The sequence below is a fragment of the Desulfovirgula thermocuniculi DSM 16036 genome, assembly GCF_000429345.1.
In the GTDB taxonomy this organism is placed as follows: Bacteria; Bacillota; Desulfotomaculia; order Desulfotomaculales; family Desulfovirgulaceae; genus Desulfovirgula; species Desulfovirgula thermocuniculi.
This window is the reverse complement of the sequence record NZ_AUBR01000004.1, coordinates 1-18,676: the sequence shown is the minus strand read 5'-3', so window position 1 is coordinate 18,676 and position 18,676 is coordinate 1. Positions and strand designations below refer to the sequence as shown.

19 protein-coding genes are annotated in these 18,676 nt (G+C 61.5%); 7 read left to right on the top strand and 12 right to left on the bottom strand.

What is annotated here, in order from left to right; genetic code table 11:
• The first annotated feature begins 101 nt into the window (after positions 1-101).
• A complete protein-coding gene (larC, locus tag G454_RS17180) occupies positions 102-1,328 on the top strand; it encodes a nickel pincer cofactor biosynthesis protein LarC (RefSeq protein WP_051275741.1) in 1,227 nt (408 codons plus the stop codon).
• Here the strand turns inward: larC and G454_RS0101140 are convergent.
• From G454_RS0101140 to rpmH, 12 genes are all read right to left on the bottom strand, one after another.
• The gene (locus tag G454_RS0101140; RefSeq protein WP_211229887.1) at positions 1,282-1,605 is read right to left on the bottom strand and encodes a hypothetical protein; all 324 of its coding nucleotides are present in this window, start codon (positions 1,603-1,605) and stop codon (positions 1,282-1,284) included. The genes larC and G454_RS0101140 overlap by 47 nt on opposite strands.
• Positions 1,606-1,663: 58 nt before the next feature.
• Positions 1,664-2,527 (bottom strand): ParB/RepB/Spo0J family partition protein, encoded by an 864-nt coding sequence (locus G454_RS0101135; protein WP_027717098.1) that lies wholly within the window; start codon positions 2,525-2,527, stop codon positions 1,664-1,666.
• Positions 2,520-3,281 (bottom strand): ParA family protein, encoded by a 762-nt coding sequence (locus tag G454_RS0101130; protein WP_027717097.1) that lies wholly within the window; start codon positions 3,279-3,281, stop codon positions 2,520-2,522. Before G454_RS0101130 ends, G454_RS0101135 begins: the two co-directional genes overlap by 8 nt.
• 113 nt (positions 3,282-3,394) lie before the next feature.
• On the bottom strand, positions 3,395-3,544 hold the full coding sequence (locus G454_RS22535; protein ID WP_084413174.1) for a DUF1540 domain-containing protein: 150 nt from the start codon (positions 3,542-3,544) through the stop codon (positions 3,395-3,397).
• A 65-nt stretch (positions 3,545-3,609) separates the two neighbouring features.
• On the bottom strand, positions 3,610-4,338 hold the full coding sequence (rsmG, locus tag G454_RS0101120; protein WP_027717096.1) for a 16S rRNA (guanine(527)-N(7))-methyltransferase RsmG: 729 nt from the start codon (positions 4,336-4,338) through the stop codon (positions 3,610-3,612).
• Positions 4,335-6,230, bottom strand: a complete 1,896-nt coding sequence (gene mnmG / locus G454_RS0101115; protein ID WP_027717095.1) for a tRNA uridine-5-carboxymethylaminomethyl(34) synthesis enzyme MnmG — start codon at positions 6,228-6,230, stop codon at positions 4,335-4,337. The genes rsmG and mnmG overlap by 4 nt, the downstream gene beginning before the upstream one ends.
• Positions 6,231-6,239: 9 nt before the next feature.
• A complete protein-coding gene (gene mnmE, locus G454_RS0101110; RefSeq protein WP_027717094.1) occupies positions 6,240-7,625 on the bottom strand; it encodes a tRNA uridine-5-carboxymethylaminomethyl(34) synthesis GTPase MnmE in 1,386 nt (461 codons plus the stop codon).
• 60 nt (positions 7,626-7,685) lie between these two features.
• The gene (jag, locus tag G454_RS0101105; protein ID WP_027717093.1) at positions 7,686-8,303 is read right to left on the bottom strand and encodes an RNA-binding cell elongation regulator Jag/EloR; all 618 of its coding nucleotides are present in this window, start codon (positions 8,301-8,303) and stop codon (positions 7,686-7,688) included.
• Entirely contained in the window at positions 8,281-8,964 is a 684-nt protein-coding gene (locus G454_RS0101100; protein ID WP_027717092.1) for a YidC/Oxa1 family membrane protein insertase, read from the bottom strand. The genes jag and G454_RS0101100 overlap by 23 nt, the downstream gene beginning before the upstream one ends.
• Before the next feature lie 18 nt (positions 8,965-8,982).
• Positions 8,983-9,204, bottom strand: a complete 222-nt coding sequence (gene yidD, locus G454_RS0101095) for a membrane protein insertion efficiency factor YidD (RefSeq protein ID WP_035106378.1) — start codon at positions 9,202-9,204, stop codon at positions 8,983-8,985.
• Positions 9,201-9,539, bottom strand: a complete 339-nt coding sequence (rnpA, locus tag G454_RS0101090; RefSeq protein WP_027717090.1) for a ribonuclease P protein component — start codon at positions 9,537-9,539, stop codon at positions 9,201-9,203. Before rnpA ends, yidD begins: the two co-directional genes overlap by 4 nt.
• 66 nt (positions 9,540-9,605) lie before the next feature.
• Entirely contained in the window at positions 9,606-9,740 is a 135-nt protein-coding gene (rpmH, locus tag G454_RS0101085) for a 50S ribosomal protein L34 (RefSeq protein WP_027717089.1), read from the bottom strand.
• A 260-nt stretch (positions 9,741-10,000) separates the two neighbouring features.
• On the opposite strand from rpmH, the gene dnaA reads away from it, so the two are divergent.
• From dnaA to gyrA, 6 genes are all read left to right on the top strand, one after another.
• Positions 10,001-11,344: a chromosomal replication initiator protein DnaA gene (dnaA, locus tag G454_RS0101080; RefSeq protein WP_027717088.1), complete on the top strand. Its 1,344-nt coding sequence runs from the start codon at positions 10,001-10,003 to the stop codon at positions 11,342-11,344.
• A 171-nt stretch (positions 11,345-11,515) separates the two neighbouring features.
• A complete protein-coding gene (gene dnaN / locus G454_RS0101075) occupies positions 11,516-12,640 on the top strand; it encodes a DNA polymerase III subunit beta (RefSeq protein WP_027717087.1) in 1,125 nt (374 codons plus the stop codon).
• Position 12,641: 1 nt separating this feature from the next.
• Complete coding sequence (recF, locus tag G454_RS0101070) at positions 12,642-13,745, top strand: DNA replication/repair protein RecF (RefSeq protein WP_027717086.1); 1,104 nt, start codon at positions 12,642-12,644, stop codon at positions 13,743-13,745.
• Between the two features lie 4 nt (positions 13,746-13,749).
• Positions 13,750-14,046, top strand: a complete 297-nt coding sequence (remB, locus tag G454_RS17175; protein ID WP_084413172.1) for an extracellular matrix regulator RemB — start codon at positions 13,750-13,752, stop codon at positions 14,044-14,046.
• 22 nt (positions 14,047-14,068) lie between these two features.
• On the top strand, positions 14,069-15,979 hold the full coding sequence (gene gyrB / locus G454_RS0101060; RefSeq protein ID WP_027717085.1) for a DNA topoisomerase (ATP-hydrolyzing) subunit B: 1,911 nt from the start codon (positions 14,069-14,071) through the stop codon (positions 15,977-15,979).
• 24 nt (positions 15,980-16,003) lie between these two features.
• Entirely contained in the window at positions 16,004-18,430 is a 2,427-nt protein-coding gene (gene gyrA / locus G454_RS0101055; RefSeq protein WP_027717084.1) for a DNA gyrase subunit A, read from the top strand.
• The last annotated feature ends 246 nt before the right edge of the window (positions 18,431-18,676 follow it).

Here is an 18,676-nt window from a genome sequence, read left to right as displayed (position 1 = left end):
CACCACCCCTTTATGCAAGTATACTTAAAAGCAGGGCCAGCTAAACGCGCCTTTTCCCCGCGCCCGCAAAGCAACAAAGCCACAACCGGGAGGTAGCCTTTATGAAAATTGCCTACCTGGACTGCGTGGGCGGCATCAGCGGCGACATGACCCTGGCCGCCTTTATAGACGCCGGCGCCGACGCCCGGGCCATCGTCAGTCAGCTAAAAGCGCTCCCCGTGGAAGGCCTGGAGATAAGAGTGTGGGAGGAGGTAAAGGGGGGGTGGCGGGGCACCAGGGTGAGCGTGGAGGACGGCGGCAAAAGCCAGCCTCACCGCCATCTGGAAGACATCCTCTTCCTCATCCGGGAATCACCGCTACCGGAACCAGTTAAAGAAACCTCCGCGCGCGTTTTCCGCCGCCTGGCCGCCGCCGAAGGGAGGGTACACGGCAAGCCCCCGGAGCGCGTGCACTTCCACGAGGTGGGTGCCGTGGACTCCATTGCAGATGTGGTGGGAAGCTGCCTGGCCGTCCACCTGCTCGGCGTAGAAAAAATTTACTGCTCACCCCTGCCGATGGGCTACGGCACGGTCACCTGCGCCCACGGTGTTCTCCCCCTCCCCGCGCCGGCCACCGCCGAACTCCTGCGCGGCGTACCCGTGCGTCAGGTAAACGTGGAGGGAGAGTTGGTCACGCCCACCGGGGCGGCCCTGGCCGTCACCCTGGCCGCAGATTTCGGCCCCCTGCCCTCCATGCGCGTTGAGGCCACCGGCTACGGGCTGGGCTCCCGCGATTACCCGCAACCCAATTTCCTGCGCGTTTTCCTGGGACAAAAGGAAGGCGCCGGCGAGCTTGCCGCCCGGGAGGAAGCGGTGCTGGTGCTGGAAACGGACATCGACGACATGAACCCGGAGCTTTACCCCTACGTGGAAGGCCTCCTGCGGGAAGAGGGCGCCCTGGACGTCTTCCTGTGGCCCACGCTAATGAAAAAAGGGCGCCCCGGCACCCGCCTGGCGGTGCTCTGCGCCCCCGCCAAAAGAGACGACCTCCTGAGGATCATTTTCCGCGAAACCACCACCCTGGGCGTGAGGGCCCGCCTCGAGCACAGGTTTACCCTGCAAAGGCAGGCCCTGGAGGTGGGCACCCCCTGGGGCGCCGTGGGAGTAAAGGTGGCCTTTGACGGGCAGGGAAATGCCCTGCAGGTGAGCCCCGAATACGAGGATTGCCGGCGCGCCGCCCGCGGGTCCGGCGTGCCCCTAAAAGAAGTCTACCGGGCAGCCGCCCAGGCGGCCCGGGAGAAGATTACAGGCGGTAGTTCAGCTTCATGCGGCGGTACTTCTCAAAGGTGACCGGGTCTATTTCCTCGAGGGGCAGGGAGTCCAGGAGGGGCAGGAGCTTTTTTAACCCCTCGCCGCGCACCATCCACTGGTAGTAGCTCCTGCCGCCATGGCTGTACGGGCCGTAGAGGCGGGACCCGGGAACGTTCTTGAGGAGCCACTCAAAGAGGCGGCGGTGACGCGCGTGCATGCGCAGGGTTATCTGCGCCTGCCTGCCGTCACCTCCAAAGTGGCCCTCCCCAACCAGCAGGCCCAGGAGAAAGCCCCGCGTGAAGTCGTCCATCAGCATCACCCTGCGCCTGTTGTTTCACCGTAATGTAACACGTGAAACACTCCCCGCCCCGCCTTCAGGTCAACTGTTCGACCAGGTGGGCCAGCTGCCGGCGGTCGCCAAAGGGAATTTCGATGACCCCGCCGCCCCCACGCCGCAGCTTTATGCGCACCGCCGTGCCCAGGGCCTTGCCCAGGGCCGCCTCGAAGCCGTCCACCTGGGGGTCCCTTTCCTCCCTGCTTCTTTTGCGCTCCCGCCTCTTTTCCGCCGCCCCTTCCCCGCACAGCTTTCTCACCAACTCCTCCGTTTCCCTCACCGTTAAGCCTTTGTTGAGGGCCTCCCGGGCTACGGCTATTTGCCTTCCCGCATCCTCCAGCACCAATAACGCCCGGGCGTGCCCCGCGGTCAGCTTCCCCTCGGCAAGCATATCCTGCACCTCCGGGGGCAGGCCCAGCAGCCGCACCGCATTGGCCACATACGCCCGGCTCTTCCCCACCAGCCGGGAAACTTCCTCCTGGGTAAGGCCGAACTCTTGGAGCAACTGCCGGTAGGCCTTGGCCTCTTCGACGGGGTTTAAGTCCTCCCGCTGCACGTTCTCAATCAGCGAGAGCGCAGAGGCTTCCAGTTCTCCGCACCCGCGCACGATGGCCGGTATGTACTCCATACCCAGCCGGCAGCAGGCCCTCCAGCGCCTTTCGCCGGCAATGATCTCGTACTTTCCGTCCCCCACCGGTCGCACAAGGATGGGCTGCACCACACCGTGCTCTTTGATGGAGGCGGCCAGCTCGGCGATTTTTTCCTCGTCCAGCGACTGCCTTGGCTGGCGCGGGTTCGGCCTGATGTCGCCCACGCGTAGCTCTTTTAGCGAACCTTCCTCTTCCGGGGCCACGCCCGGCAGCAGTGCCCCGAGGCCCCTGCCGAGGCTGCGCTTCTTACTCACCGCCCATCACTTCCCTGGCCAGCTCGTAGTACACTTCCGCCCCGCGCGACCTCCGGTCGTACAGCATAACCGGCTGGCCGTGGCTCGGCGCCTCGCTTAAACGCACGTTGCGGGGAATGATGGTGCGGTACACTTTACCTGGGAAAAACTTTTTCACCTCTTCCACCACCTGTATGCTCAGGTTGGTCCGCCCGTCAAACATGGTCAGAAGCACTCCCTCCAGAACGAGGCCCGGGTTCAAGCGCTTTTGTACCAGCCGGATGGTGTTCATCAGCTGGCCGACCCCCTCCAGAGCATAGTACTCGCACTGGATGGGGATGAGCACCGAATCGGCGGCCACCAGGGCATTGACGGTCAAAAGTCCCAGGGAAGGTGGGCAGTCAATAAATATAAAATCGTAGTCTGCCCTCACCGGGTCCAGCGCCCTGCGCAGCCGCTTTTCCCTTTCCGGCAGGGCCACCAGCTCTACCTCCGCCCCGGCCAGCTCAATGGTCGCCGGCACCACCTTTAGCTTTTCAATGGCGGTGCCCGTAATTACCGAGGCAATTTCCGCGCCGCCTATGAGCACGTCGTAAATGCACCTTTCCAGCCCGTCCTTATTGATGCCCACGCCGCTGGTGGCGTTGCCCTGGGGGTCAACGTCCACCAGCAAAACGTCCTTGCCCAGCAGGGAAAGCCATGCCGCCAGGTTTACCGCCGTGGTTGTCTTGGCCACACCTCCTTTTTGGTTGGCAATGGCAATGGTCCTTCCCAAGCACTACCCACCTCACCGCAAAACGTTTATTATGCCAATATTCAACGGTGAAACTTTTTCTCCTGCCCAATAAAAAAGGCCGCATCTTTGCGGCCTTTCTGCGGAGGTGGTGCTTAGCCCCGTGTCTTAAACGTCTCACACTGCGTCTGGGCAGAGCTGTTTGCCCTGCTGGCCCCATTGCGGTTAACCTGGATCATCGGGGCGTCGCACATCTGATTGGCATTGTACTGGCACTCGGTAACCGAGCACTTAATGGTGGCCATTAAACTATCACCTCCGCATATTAAGTTGCCCCGTACCCCCAAAATTATGCATAAAAATTTTTTGCTCACAGCGGGCGGCGCCTGATTGCCGCCGTGCGCCGGGGATATGCCGGGGGAGTTTCCCCCACCTTCTCCACAAAAACCAGCACCCTTTCGTGGCCCGCGTAGGGAAGCTCCAGCCGCTCCACCCTCTTTATCTCCCCCCCCAGCAGGGCAAGCGCCCCCCGCGCCGCATCCACTTCCTCTTTCGCACCCGGCCCCTTGTAGGCCACAAAAAGCGCCCCCTCCCTCAGCAAGGGAAGGGCGTACTCCAGGAGCACGGGCAGAGGGGCCACCGCCCGCGCCATGGCCAGCCCGAAGCCTCCGCGAAAATCCCGCCTCCGCCCCAACTCCTCCGCCCTCCCTTTTACCACCTTCACTCCGCGCAGTCCCAGGGCGCGCACCAGCTGCTCCAGGAAAAAGGCCTTCTTGCCCACCGCCTCCACCAGGGTCAGCTCGAGGTCCTCCCGCACGATCTTCAGGGGCATGCCGGGAAAGCCGGCCCCCGACCCGATGTCCACCGCGCTAATTCCTTCGTGCGGGCGGTAAAGTGCAAGAAGGGAAAGGGAGTCGATAAAGTGCTTCACGTAAACCTCGCGCGGCTCCACCACGGCGGTCAAATTTATCCTCCTGTTCCACTCCAGGAGCAGGTTCAGGTAAGCCCTGAACCTTTCCAGCGCCCCCTTGCCCACCTCCACCCCCCACCTGCGCGCCGCGCCACACAAAAGCTCATCGAGTTCCGCCGCGCCCTTCATGTGGCCGCCTGTTCCTCCGCGCGCTGCCTTCCTTCCAGGTACACCAGGAGCACCGCTATGTCGGACGGGTTTACTCCCGAGATGCGGCTGGCCTGGCCGATGGACCGCGGCCTTATCTGGGAAAGCTTTTGCCTGGCCTCGTTGGAGAGCCCCTTTACCTGCGTATAGTCTATGTCGTCGGGTATGCGCCTCCCCTCCAGCTTCTCAAAGCGCTCCACCTGCTGCATCTGTTTTTTAATGTAACCCTCGTACTTTATCTCTATCTCCACCACTTCAATTACTTCCGGCGGCAGTTCCGGGCCGGGCGTAATTTCCTTAATGTGCCCGTAATTTATCTCCGGCCGCCGCAAGAGCACCGCCGCCGTGGTCCCGTGCTGCACCGGCGCGCTGTTGGCCTTTTTCAGGATCTCCTGCACCCTCTCGTTCACCGGCACGATGGTTTTCTTCAGCCGGTCTATCTCTTCCTGCACCATCTTCCTCTTTTTCTCAAAGGCCCGGTAGCGCTCCGGCGTGACCAGCCCCACTTCGTAGCCCTTTTCCGTCAGCCGCATGTCGGCGTTATCCTGGCGCAGGAGGAGCCTGTATTCCGCCCTGGAGGTAAGCATGCGGTAAGGCTCGTTGGTGCCCTTGGTGACCAGGTCGTCAATTAACACCCCGATGTATGCTTCGGAGCGCGAAAGGATCAGCGGCTCCCTGCCCTTTATGAAGAGGGCGGCATTGATGCCGGCCATGATCCCCTGGGCGGCAGCTTCCTCGTAGCCGGAGGTGCCGTTTATCTGCCCCGCGCAGAAAAGCCCCCCGATGGTCTTGCACTCCAGGGAAGGTTTTAACTGCGTGGGCACGATGCAGTCGTACTCGATGGCGTATCCCGGCCTGATGATCTCCACCCTTTCCAGGCCCGGTATGGTGCGCAGCATGGCCAGCTGCACGTCTTCCGGCAGGCTCGTGTACATCCCCTGCACGTACATCTCCACCGTGTCGATGCCCTCCGGCTCGATGAAGACCTGGTGGCTGGGCCGGTGCGCAAAGCGGACCACCTTGTCCTCTATGGATGGACAGTAGCGCGGCCCCACCCCCTGGATCATCCCCGAATAAAGGGGCGAGCGGTGGAGGTTCTCCCTGATCACGCGGTGCGTGGCCTCCGTGGTATGGGTTAGCCAGCAGGGAACCTGTTCTCTTTCCCTTACGGGGGAGATGAAAGAAAAGTTGAGCAGCCTCTCGTCCCCGGGCTGGATGATCATCTTGCTGAAGTCTACGGTGCGGCGGTCCACCCGGGGCGGCGTGCCCGTCTTGAAACGCACCAGCTGCAGGCCTAGGTCACGGAGGGAGTCTGAAAGCCCTACGGCGGCCAGCTGCCCCTGCGGGCCCCCTTTGTAGGCGTACTCGCCGATGATGATGCGCGAGTCCAGGTACACGCCCGTGGCCAGGATTACCGCCGGCGCCAGAAACTTGGCCCCGGTGGTGCCCACCACGCCCTCCACCCTGTCGCCCCTCACGAGGAGCCGGGAAACCATGACCTGCTTAATGTCCAGGTTGGGCTGGCTCTCCAGAACCTTTCTCATGCTCCACTGGTAGCGTTTCTTGTCCGCCTGGGCGCGCAGCGCCTGCACGGCAGGGCCCTTGGCCGTGTTCAGGAGGCGCATCTGGATGGCCGTGCGGTCCGTATTCAGGCCCATTTCGCCGCCCAGGGCATCAATTTCCCGGACCAGGTGTCCTTTTGCCGGGCCGCCTACCGCCGGGTTGCAGGGCATGAGGGCAATATTGTCCAGGTTCAGCGTGAGCACCAGCGTCTTGCATCCCATGCGCGCCGCGGCCAGGGCGGCTTCGCACCCCGCGTGCCCTGCGCCCACCACGATGACGTCGTACTTTCCGGCCAGGTACTCGTAAGCCATACGCCCACCTCACTTCCCGATGCAAAAGTCCTGGAAGATGCGGTCTACGATGTCTTCCGTCACGGTAGCGCCCGTAATCTCGCCCAGCGCCTCCCAGGCCGCCCGCAGGTCGATGGCCAAGAGGTCGAGGTTCTCCCCCCTTTTTATGCCCTCGGCCACCTCCTCCAGGTGCTCCCGGCAGCGCTCCAGCGCCACCCTGTGGCGCACGTGGCTGACCAGTGGCACATCCGAGGCGGCCACCCTTCCCTCCAGGACCATCTCCTCGATGGCCTTTTCCAGGTTTTCCATCCCCTGCCCCGTGCGCACCGATACCACCAGCACCGGCTTGTCCTGGGCCACCCCTCGTACCCTTTCGGCCACCGCTTCACCGTCGGCAATGTCGCACTTGTTTACCAGCACGATGCCCTTCTTTTCCCGCACCAGCTCCAGCACTTCCAAATCCTCGGGCACCAGGCCGGTGCTGGCATCCAGCACCACCAGGACCATATCCGCCAGGCCCACCGCCTCCCGCGACCTCTCCACGCCGATTTTTTCCACCACGTCATCCGTGGCCCGCAACCCGGCGGTATCGGCAAGCCTGATGGGTATCCCGGCAATGTTCACCACTTCCTCGATCACATCTCTGGTGGTGCCGGGAATCTCCGTGACGATGGCCCTCCGCTCACGCAACAGGGCGTTTAAAAGCGAGGACTTGCCGACGTTTGGCCTGCCCACAATTACCGTGCGCAGACCCTCGCGGTACACCTTACCGTAGCGCGCCTGCTGCAGGAGGCGCCCCACTTCCCCCAGCATTTGCCTTACCTCGCGGTCCATTTCCTCCCTCGTGAGTTCCTCTATGTCTTCCTCCGGGAAATCAATGCTTGCCTCCACATGGGCCAGCAGGCCCAGGATCCGGTCCTGGAAGCCCCGCACCCTTGCGGAAAGCTCCCCGGCCAGCTGGGAGAGGGCCACCCGCAGCCCCGCCTCCGTCTTGGCCCTGATCACGTCCAACACCGACTCCGCCTGGGCGAGGTCGATCCGCCCGTTTAGAAAGGCCCTCTTGGTAAATTCTCCGGGCAGGGCCAGCCTCGCCCCTTGCCGCAGGACCAGCTCCAGCACCCTGCGCAGCGGCACTATCCCCCCGTGGCAGTTTATCTCCACCACGTCTTCTCGCGTGTAGGTGCGGGGGGCAAGCATGACCGTGAGCAGCACCTCGTCCACCTTTTCGCCGCTCTCGGGGTCAACGACAAAGCCGTAGTGAAGCCGGTGGCTGCCCTGCTCCCGCAGGCGCCCTGCGTCCCTGCCGACAAAAACCTTTTCCGCTATCTCCAGCGCCTGCGGGCCGGAGAGCCTGACGATGCCGATGGCTCCCTCGCCCAGCGGCGTGGCTATGGCCGCAATGGTATCGTTTAACACCGTCCCTCACCCGCCTATTTGAAAAAAACCCAGCATGCCCGCGGCAGCTGGGTTAACCACTCACTTTCGGGGGGAGATGATAATCTTGCGGTAAGGCTCCTCGCCCTCGCTGTACGTGTAGATGTCGTCCCTTCCCTGCAGTGCCGTGTGGATGATCTTCCTTTCGTGGGAACTCATGGGCTCAAGGACGATATTGCGCCCCTTGCGCTTGGCCTTCTCGGCCAGCCTCAGGGCCAGCCGGCGCAGCGTTTCTTCCCTTCTCCTGCGGTAGCCCTCCACGTCGAGGTACACCTTGCACTTCTGCACCCGGTTCTTGTTCACGTACAGGCTCACAATGTACTGCAGGGCATTTAACGTTTCCCCTCTCCTGCCAATAAGTATGCCCACATTGGGACCGGCAATGTCGACAAACAAACCTTCTTCCGTTTCCCGGAACTTCATGTCCACCATCAGTCCCATGGCGTCGATCACTTTTCCCAGCAGTTCTTTCGCGCGCCTCACCGGGGTGTCCTTCACCCGCACCCTTACCCTAGCCGGCCTCCTGCCCAGCAACCCGAAAAGCACCTTTGACGGCTCTTCCAGGACCTCCACCTCGACCTCTTCCCTTTTTGCTCCCAGCTCGGCCAGCGCCTGCTCGACGGCCTCCTCCACGCTCCTAGCGGTTTTCTCTACCTCCACCGACGTTTAGCGCCTCCTTCAAACCTTGTGTATGCTTGTTCACAAAATACTGCTGCACGATGCCCACGGCGTTAAAAACTACCCAGTAAAGGGCCAGCCCCGCCGGAACGGTGGCGCTAATCCAGGCAATGAAAACCGGCATAACCACCAGCATGGTGCGCTGCGTCGGGTCGCTCATGTTGGTGGTCATGCGCGAGAGAATGTAGGTAGTCAGGCCCGCCAAAAGAGGCAGCACGTAGTAAGGGTCCCCTACCTGGCTCAGGTTCTTGATCCACAGAAAACGCGCGTGCGCCGGGTCCGCGTAGTTAAAGTACAGGAGCGCCCGGTAGAGCGCAATTAAAATGGGTAGCTGGATTAAAAGGGGAAGGCAGCCGGCCATGGGGTTCACGTTGTGCTCCCTGTACAGCTCCATTATCTTCTGCTGCATCTTCTGGGGGTCTTTCTGGCGGTAACGCTCCTGAATTTCCTTCACCTTGGGGGCCAGCTGCTGCATGATGACCATGGAGCGCATCTGCTTTACCGTCAGGGGGTAGAGGGCTATCTTCACGAGCACTGTCAGCAGGATGATGGCCAGCCCGTAATTTGGCAGGCGGATGAGCACGGTAAACTGGTAAAGCCAGTTTAAAAGGTGCGTCATGCCGTCAACAAGCGCCTGAAACAAATCATCCCCTCCTTCACGCTAGCGCACGGGGTCGTAGCCACCCCGGCAGAAAGGGTGGCACCGCAGGACCCGCCACGCGGCCAGAAGGGATCCGCGGGCGAGGCCGTACTTGGCAATGGCCTGCACGGCGTATTCCGAACATGTGGGGTAGAAGCGGCAGGACGCCGGCTTCAAGGGAGAAAGGTACCGCTGGTAAAAGCGCAAGACGCCTATGGCCACCCTGCCCAGCAAGAAAATCATCCCCTTGCACCCGTTTTGCGCGCAGCCCTGGCGGCCAGCTTTCTTACGTGTTCCGCCAGTTCACGAAAGCCCAATTCCCTGGCGGCGCTCCTGGCAATGATGACCACGTCGTGGCCGCCGGGAAACCAGCTCTCGTTCAGCCGGCAGATCTCGCGCAGGATCCTCCTCACGCGGTTCCTCACCACGGCCTTGCCCACCCTTTTGCTCACCGAAAAGCCAAACCTCACCTTACCGGTACGGTTGGGCAAAAGGAAGAGGACCAGGACGTCGTCCCCTGCAGAAACGCCGCGGCGGTATACGCGCTGGAATTCTTTATTTTTTTTTAATATTTCCATCACCGAAATGACGCCTGCCCGAAAACAGTGGCCAGAATTACGAAAAGGCCACTTTGCAAAGCGGCCTTACGCGGTGAGCCTTTTTCTTCCCTTCAGTCTCCTGCGCTTGATTACCTTGCGACCACCTCTGGTGGACATCCTCTTTAAAAAGCCGTGTACCCTCTTCCTCTTCCTTCTCTTCGGCTGGTAGGTGCGCTTCAAATAAAACACCTCCTTGATTGCTGCGGGCGCCGGGCTGGAAAAACCAGACACGTCAGAGGTAATTCAGAGGTAATTATATAGGATGTGCCTTAAAAAAGTCAAGAAAAAAGTCTGTTCCGCAAGGGCACCAGGGCCCCGCCCACCATGCCTCTCGGGGATTGATAAAAAAAGGTAAATTTGATATTATGGTATCGCTGTTTTGGCCACAAAGTTATCCACATTGTTGATAAAAATGCTGTTCTTTTCCGGGGGTACCTGCAATGGTCAAGTCCCACGTTAACGAGATCTGGGTGGATGTCCTGGAACAGGTGCAGCACCGTCTGGACGCCGAAACCTACGAGATATGGAAAGAATCGGTACTCCCGCTGGGCTTTCACCGCAACACCTTCTTCATCCAGGTGCCCAATCACTTTTTCCGCGACTGGCTCGTCGCCCGCTACTCCTCAGTCATCAAGAGCATCGTGCAGGATATCGTCCACGACGAAATTGAGATCCAGTTTCTTCCCGCCGAGGAAGTCAACGAAAAGCTCTTAAGCAGGATCCGCAAGTCCATTGCCACTTCGCCCCTGACCGAGGCCAGCCCGCTCAACCCCCGCTATACCTTCGAAACCTTTGTGGTGGGGAACAGCAACCGCTTTGCCCATGCCGCCTCCCTGGCGGTGGCGGAGGCCCCAGGAGAGGTCTACAACCCCCTGTTTATTTACGGCGGCGTGGGGCTCGGCAAGACGCACCTCCTGCACGCCATCAGCCACTACATCCTGCACAGGAACGCCAGCTGCCGCGTCGTCTACGTCACTTCGGAAAAATTTACCAATGAGCTGATTAACGCCATTGCCGAAAAGCGCCCGGCCGAGTTCCGCAACAAGTACCGCACCATGGACGTCCTGCTCATCGACGACATCCAGTTCCTGGCCGGTAAGGAGAGGACCCAGGAAGAATTCTTCCACACCTTTAATACCCTTTACGAGGCCAACAAGCAAATTGTCATCTCCAGCGACAGGCCGCCCAAGGAGATCCCTACTTTAGAGGACCGACTGCGCTCGCGCTTTGAGTGGGGCCTAATCACCGACATCCAGCCCCCGGACCTGGAGACGCGCATTGCCATCCTGAGAAAAAAGGCGCAGCTGGATAACCTGCAGATTGCCGACGAGACGCTGGAGTATATTGCCACACAGATAACCTCCAACATCCGCGAGCTCGAGGGGGCCCTCATCCGCCTGGCCGCCTACGCTTCCCTCTACAAAACACAGGTCACCACCGACCTGGCGCGTGACCTTTTAAAGGACATCATGCCCAAAAAGGCGCCGCGCAAGATAACCGTGGAACTCATCCAGGAAAAAGTGGCCGCCTACTACGGCCTTAAGCCCGAAGACCTGAAGTCCAAGAGGCGCAGCCACAACATTGCCTTCCCCCGCCAGGTGGCCATGTACCTGGCCCGCGAGCTGACCGATCTTTCCTTGATCCAGATCGGTGAGGCCTTCGGTGGCCGCGACCACACCACCGTGCTCCATGCCCAGGAAAAGATTGCCGCACAGCTTTCCAGCGACCCCTTGCTGGAGGAAGCCATAAACGACCTGAGGAGAAAAATTAAAGAAGACCTTTAAACATGCCTGTCCACATGATCGGGCAGGCCGCCTTTCCGGCCCTGCCGCGGCGGGGTGCCCGTTTTACACTTTTTCCACAGACGTCTTCTACTTATATCTGCTGTTTCAAATCTAGCTCTTTTAATATAATCACCTGCTGCTATTTCTTGTTTTGGAGGTACGCGGTGCAAAATGAGATTCACCTCCGAAAGGGAAAAGCTTGCCGAGGCCATCGGCGTGGTGCAAAAAGTAGTTTCTGCCCGCTCTCCCCTGCCCGTCCTCTCCGGCATCCTTTTTGAGGCCAGGGGGAGCAGCCTCATCTTAACCGGCTCCGACATGGACCTCACCATCCAATACGCCGTGGATGTAGAAGTAGAGGAAGAGGGAGCGGTCGTGCTCCCCGTGCGCTACATTGCCTCCCTTATCAGGCACCTCCCTGACGTGCCCGTCCACTTCCACACCCTTCCCGAAAGCGCGAGCACCGTTATCACCTACGGGGCTTCGCAGTTGAGCATCCACGGCTTTGAGGCCGAGCAGTACCCGGTGCTGCCGCAAATTACGGGCAGCGTGCGTTTTTCCCTCCCGCAGGACCTGCTGAAGGCGGCCCTGCGGCAGGTCCTCTTTGCCGTCTCCAGCGACGATGCCCGCCCCATTTTTACCGGCGTGCTATGGCAATTGCGGCCCGGGGAACTGCGCCTGGTGGCCACCGACACCTTCCGCCTGGCCTTGCGCCGGCTAAACTTGCGCGAGGAGCCTTCCCGGGAGCTGGACCTGATCGTGCCGGGCAAGGCGCTGGGCGAAGTGGCACGCCTGGCCGGCGACGAGGAGGAAGGGGAGGTAGAGGTAGTCTGCGGGGATAACCACATCTTTTTCCTCATGGGCGGCGTAAAGATATATTCCCGCCTCATTGCCGGCCAGTTTCCCATGTACGAGCAGGTCATACCCCGCGAATTTGTCACCAGGGCCCGTCTGATTACCAGGGAGGTAATGGAGGCCACAGAAAGGGCTTCGCTGCTGGCCAAGGACAACCTCCCGGTCATCCAGTTCACCATTCAGGAAAAGCGGTGCATTATTTCCGTGCAGACCCAGGCGGGCTGGATCAGGGAAGAGGTGGAGGCGCAGGCCGCCGGCGAGCCCATGGAGGTCTGGTTCAACGCCCGCTTCATCTCCGAGGGGCTCAAGGCCCTCGGCAGCGAGGAGGCGGAGCTCTCGCTGACCGGGCCGTTGAGCGCAGCCGTGCTCCGGCCTCCCGGGGATGAAAGCTACCTCTCCCTCCTCCTGCCGGCAAAGCCCCCCCGGGGGGAATGGGAGGAGTAAGGTGCAAGTCCTGCGGCTGCGCCTGCAAAACTTTCGTAACTTTCCCTCCCTCGACTGGGAGCCAGCGCCGGAAGTCAACATCATTACCGGAGAAAACGCGCAGGGAAAGACTAACCTCTTAGAGGCCCTCTTTTTCGGCCTGACCGGCCGCTCCTTCCGCACGGCAACTGAAAGGGACGTCGTCCGTTGGGGAAGCGCTTTCTGCCGGGTAGAGCTGGAGGTTGCCGGGACGGGCCGGCACGCCCTCGTGGTGGCCTCGCTGACTTCCGATGGGAGGAAAAAGTTGCTCGTGGACGGCAAGGCGGGGCGCCCGGTGGAGTTGTGCGGCGAGCCCGTAATTTTTACGCCGGAGCACCTCTGGCTGGTTAAAGGGGGCCCGGCCCTGCGAAGGCGCTGGCTGGATCTGGAAATTTGCTCCCTGCAGCCCGGCTACGTGCGCTGCCTGAGGCGCTACCAGCAGGTGCTGGCCCACCGCAACAGGCTTCTGCTCGGCCTGCGAGGCAGGGAAGGCGGCCACGAGGCCCTTGAGCCGTGGGATCGGCAGCTGGTGGAGCTCGGCGCGCGGATAATCTTCTGGCGCCGCCGGCTGCTGGCCGGCTTTGCTTCCCTGGCCTCGCAGGTGTACTCGGCTATAAGCGCGGAAAAGGAGGTGCTCTCCCTCGCCTATCTCTCTTCCTTTCCGCTGGAGAATGCCCGGGAGGAAGAGGAGCTGCGCCTTTTATTCCTGCGGGAGCTTGCCAGGCGCCTGCCGCAGGAGCTGGCCTGGGGCCAGACCCTGGTGGGGCCGCACCGCGACGACGTAAGGTTCAGCATCAACGGTCGCGACGCCCGCCGCTACGCATCCCTGGGCCAGCAGCGTACGACCGTCCTGGCTTTAAAGCTGGCCCAGCTCGAGCTTGCGGCCAGGCTTTTAAACTGTTACCCCTTGCTCCTCTTAGACGACGTCTTTTCGGAGATCGATGAGCGTCGCAGGGAAGCACTCCTCGGTTACCTGGCGGGGAAGACACAGGTCTTTTTAACCACCAGCCTGGAGAGGAGCGCCCTGCCGCCCGCATCCGGCTGCATTTTTGAGGTGCGCCGCTCAACCATCACACAAGGAGGTTAGTCTTGTGTTCATTCACCTGGGAGGTGACGTGATCATCCCCAAAAAGGACATCGTGGCCATCATCAGCGCCCAGGCCTGCCGCTCGGCGGCCACGGCAGAGTTCCTGGGCCTGGCCAGGAGTGAGAAAAAACTGGAGCTGATAGGGGAGCGGGGCAAGGAAAAGTCCTTCGTCCTCACCCGCGAGAAGGTCTTTTTGTCCCCTATTTCCTGCGCCACGCTAAAGAAAAGGGCAGAGGCAGAGACCTGGGGAGAGTTGGCCAGACTAGTAGGTAAGGTTATCATTGTGGCGGGAAACAGGTGAGAAACGGGGGTTCCGGACGGCCTTGCAGGAACGGGGAGCAAATGAACGCTACAGCGCAAAAGAAATTCAGGTTCTCGAGGGCCTGGAGGCGGTACGGCGCCGCCCGGGCATGTACATCGGCAGCACCGGCCCGCGGGGTTTGCACCACCTGGTGTACGAGGTGGTGGACAACAGTGTCGACGAGGCCATGGCCGGCTACTGCACCCGCATAGAAGTGGTGCTGCACAGGGACAACAGCGTTTCCGTAATCGACAACGGGCGCGGCATACCGGTGGACATCCATCCCCAGACCGGCCTGCCGGCGGTGCAAACCGTGCTCACCATGCTGCACGCTGGCGGGAAGTTCGGCGGCGGCGTTTACAAGGTTTCCGGGGGCCTCCACGGCGTGGGGGTCTCGGTGGTCAATGCCCTCTCCGAGTGGCTGGAAGTGGAGGTCAGCCGCGACGGCCAGGTTTACCACCAGCGCTACGAGCGCGGGAAGGCAGTCACGCCCCTACGCGTCATCGGGCGCGCCGAGGCCACCGGCACCAAGGTTACCTTCAAGCCCGATCCGGAGATCTTCGAGGAGCTGGAGTTCAGCCACGATACCATTAACCAGCGCCTGCGCGAGCTGGCCTTTTTAAACAAAGGGCTGCAGATCGTCTTCCGCGACGAGCGCCTGGGCAAGGAAATTACCTACCTGCAGCACGGCGGCATTGTGGACTTCGTGCGCTACCTGAACCGGAGCAAGGAGGTGCTCCACGAAAAGCCCATCTATATTTTTAAAGAGAAGGACCGCGTGCAAGTAGAGGTGGCCATGCAGTATACGGAGGGCTACGTGGAGAGCCTCTTTTCCTACGTAAACAACATCCACACGGTGGACGGCGGCACCCACGAGACCGGCTTCAAGGCCGCCCTCACCCGCGTGATCAACGACTACGGCAAGAAGTACAACCTCCTCAGGAACGGCTCGCCGGTCCTCACCGGGGAGGACATCAGGGAAGGCCTGACGGCGGTCATCAACGTCAAGGTCCCCGACCCCCAGTTTGAGGGCCAGACCAAGACCAAGTTGGGCAACAGCGAAGTGAGGAGCATTGTGGACTCGGTGGTGGCGGAGGGTCTGGCCGTCTTCCTAGAGGAAAATCCGGCCATCGCCCGCCGTATCCTGGAGAAGGCCATTACCGCGGCCAGGGCCAGGGAGGCCGCCCGCAAGGCCCGCGAGCTCACCAGGCGCAAGAGCGCCCTGGAAAACGCCGCCCTGCCGGGCAAGCTGGCCGACTGCTCCGAGCGCGACCCCAGCAAGACGGAGCTTTACCTGGTGGAGGGCGACTCCGCCGGCGGCTCCGCCAAGCAGGGCCGGGACAGGCGCTTCCAGGCCATCCTGCCGCTGAGGGGCAAAATCCTCAACGTGGAAAAGGCGCGCCTGGACAAGATTTTGGCCAACGAGGAGATCCGCGCGCTCATTTCGGCCATCGGCACGGGCATCGGCGAGGACTTCGACATCAAGAAGGCCCGCTACCACCGCATCTTCCTCATGAGCGATGCCGACGTGGACGGGGCGCACATCCGCACCCTGCTGCTGACCTTCTTTTACCGCTACATGCGCCCGCTCATCGAGGCGGGCTACGTGTACATCGCCCAGCCGCCCCTGTACCGCGTGCGCAAGGGCAAGATAGACCGCTACGCTTACAGCGACGCCGAGCTGGAAGAAATATTGAAGGAGATCGGGCGGGACGGGGTGACCATCCAGCGCTACAAGGGGCTCGGCGAGATGAACCCGCAGCAGCTCTGGGAAACGACCATGAACCCGGAAAAGCGCACCGTGCTGCAGGTAAACATTGAAGATGCCATCGAGGCCGACGCCATCTTCTCCATGCTCATGGGGGATCAGGTGGAGCCGCGCCGCGAGTTCATCCAGGAAAACGCCCGTTACGTGCGCAACCTGGACGTGTAGCCAAAACGGACGAGGTGAAAGGCATTGACGACCTCCATCGGCAAGGTAATCCCCGTAGACATCAACGAGGAAATGAAAAACTCTTACCTGGACTACGCCATGAGCGTCATCGTGGGGCGGGCCCTGCCCGACGTGCGGGACGGCTTGAAGCCTGTGCAGAGGCGCATCCTCTATGCCATGCACCAGCTGGGCTTGACGCCCGACAGGCCTCACCGCAAGAGCGCCCACATCGTGGGCGAGGTTATGTCCAAGTTCCACCCCCACGGCGACATGGCCATCTACGAAGCCCTGGTGCGCATGGCCCAGGACTTTGCCAGCCGCTACCCGCTGGTGGACGGCCACGGCAACTTCGGCTCCGTGGACGGGGACGCGCCGGCGGCCATGCGCTACACGGAGGCCCGCATGTCCCGCCTCACGGAGGCCATGCTGGCGGACATCGAGAAGAATACGGTGGACTTCGTCCCCAACTACGACGGGAGCACGGAGGAGCCCAAGGTCCTCCCCTCCCGCGTGCCCAATTTGCTCATTAACGGCTCCTCGGGCATTGCCGTGGGCATGGCCACCAACATCCCGCCCCATAACCTGGGGGAAGTGGTGGACGGGGTGGTACGTCTCATTGACGACCCCGCGGTGAGCGATGAGGAGCTAATGGAGATCATCAAGGGGCCGGACTTTCCCACCGGCGGCAAGATCATGGGCAGGCAGGGCATTCGCGACGCCTACCTCACCGGGCGCGGGGCCATAAAGGTGCGCGCCCAGGTGGCGGTGGAGAAGATCGGCGGGGGGCGCAGCGCCATCATTATTCGCGAGCTGCCCTTTATGGTCAACAAGGCCCGCCTGATTGAAAAAATAGCCGAGCTGGTGCGCGAGAAAAAGATAGACGGCATCGTGGACCTGCGGGACGAGTCCGACCGGCACGGCATGCGCGTGGTCATTGAGCTGCGCCGTGACGCCAGGCCGAAGGTGATCTTAAACCAGCTTTACAAGCACACCCAGATGCAGGAGACGTTTGGCGTCATCATGCTTGCCCTGGTGGACGGCCAGCCGCAGGTGCTCACCTTAAAGCAGATGCTGGAGCAGTACCTGGCCCACCAGAAGGAGGTGGTCGTGCGGCGCACGCGCTTCGACCTGGAAAAGGCCGAAGCCAGGGCCCACATCGTGGAGGGCCTGCGCATTGCCCTCGACCACATCGATGAGGTGGTCAACACCATCAGGTCGTCCCGCACGGTGGACGTGGCCAGGAGGGCCCTCATGGAAAAGTTCGGGCTCACCGAGAAACAGGCCCAGGCCATCCTGGACATGCGCCTGCAGCGCCTCACCGGTCTGGAGAGGGAAAAGCTGGAGGAGGAGTACCGGGACTTACTGCAAAAGATTGCCTACTACCGAAGCGTCCTGGCCGATGAAAGGAAAGTCCTGCAGATCATCAAGGAAGAGCTCCTGGAGATAAGGGAGAAGTTTGCCGATCCCCGCCGCACGGTCATCAGCGACGAAGAAGTTGCCCTGGAGGAAGAGGACCTCATCCCGGAAAAGGAAGTGGTCATCACCGTCACCCACCAGGGCTACACCAAGCGCACGCCCCTGGATGCCTACCGCAGCCAGAGGCGCGGGGGGCGCGGCGTGACGGCCATCGGCACCAAAGAGGAGGACTTTGTGCGCCACCTCTTCATCACCAGCACGCACCACTACTTCCTCTTCTTCTCCAACAGGGGCAAGGCATACAGGCTTAAGGTGCACGAGATTCCCGAGGCCAACCGGCAGGCAAAGGGGACGGCCCTCGTGAACCTCCTGCCGCTGGAGTCCGACGAGCGCATTACCGCCGTCATCCCCGTAAGGGAGTTTTCCCCCGGGTCCTACCTCTTTATGGTCACCAGGCGCGGCGTGGTGAAGAAAACCAACCTGGAGGTTTTTGCCGGCACCCGCAGGGACGGGCTCATTGCCATCAGGCTCGATGAGGGCGACGAGCTGGTGGAGGTCAAGCTGACCACCGGCAGGGAGGAAGTAATCCTGGGCACCAGGCTGGGCCTGGCCATCCGCTTTGCCGAGGAAGAGGTTCACCCTTACGGGCGCACGGCCCGCGGCGTGAAAGGCATCGACCTCCAGCCGCAGGACGAGATTGTGGCCATGGACGTGGTGCGTGAGGACGGCGAGGTGCTGGTGGTCACGGCGGGAGGCTACGGCAAGCGCACGCCCCTTAGCGCCTACCGCCGGCAGTCCCGCGGGGGCAAGGGCATCGTGAACGCCAAGGTGACGGAGCGGAACGGCCCGGTGGTGGCCATGCAGGTGGTGAGGCCGGAGGAGGAAATCATGCTCATCAGCGCCGAAGGGGTGATCATTAGGCTGAAGGTTGCCGACGTGCCTCTGACCGGGCGGGCGGCACAGGGCGCGCTGCTCATGCGCCTCGCCCCGGGCGATAAAGTGGTGGCTGCTGCGCGCGTCCCCCTGGAGGGGTAGTTGACAAAGGCGGTCGGTTGTGCTAGGTTATTAATTGCGCTTGTCAGATGGCGCATAGTTTAGAGTGGCAGTGCTGCTAGAAATTACAATTTGACGCGGCAGCAGTCACCGTGTTAAAATAAAAAATGCACCGTGCGGGAGCGCGGTGGGGTGGTCCTTGAAAACTGAACAGGGTGGCGCGGAGCTGGTATTGGGTGGGGCTTTTTTATGGAGAGTTTGATCCTGGCTCAGGACGAACGCTGGCGG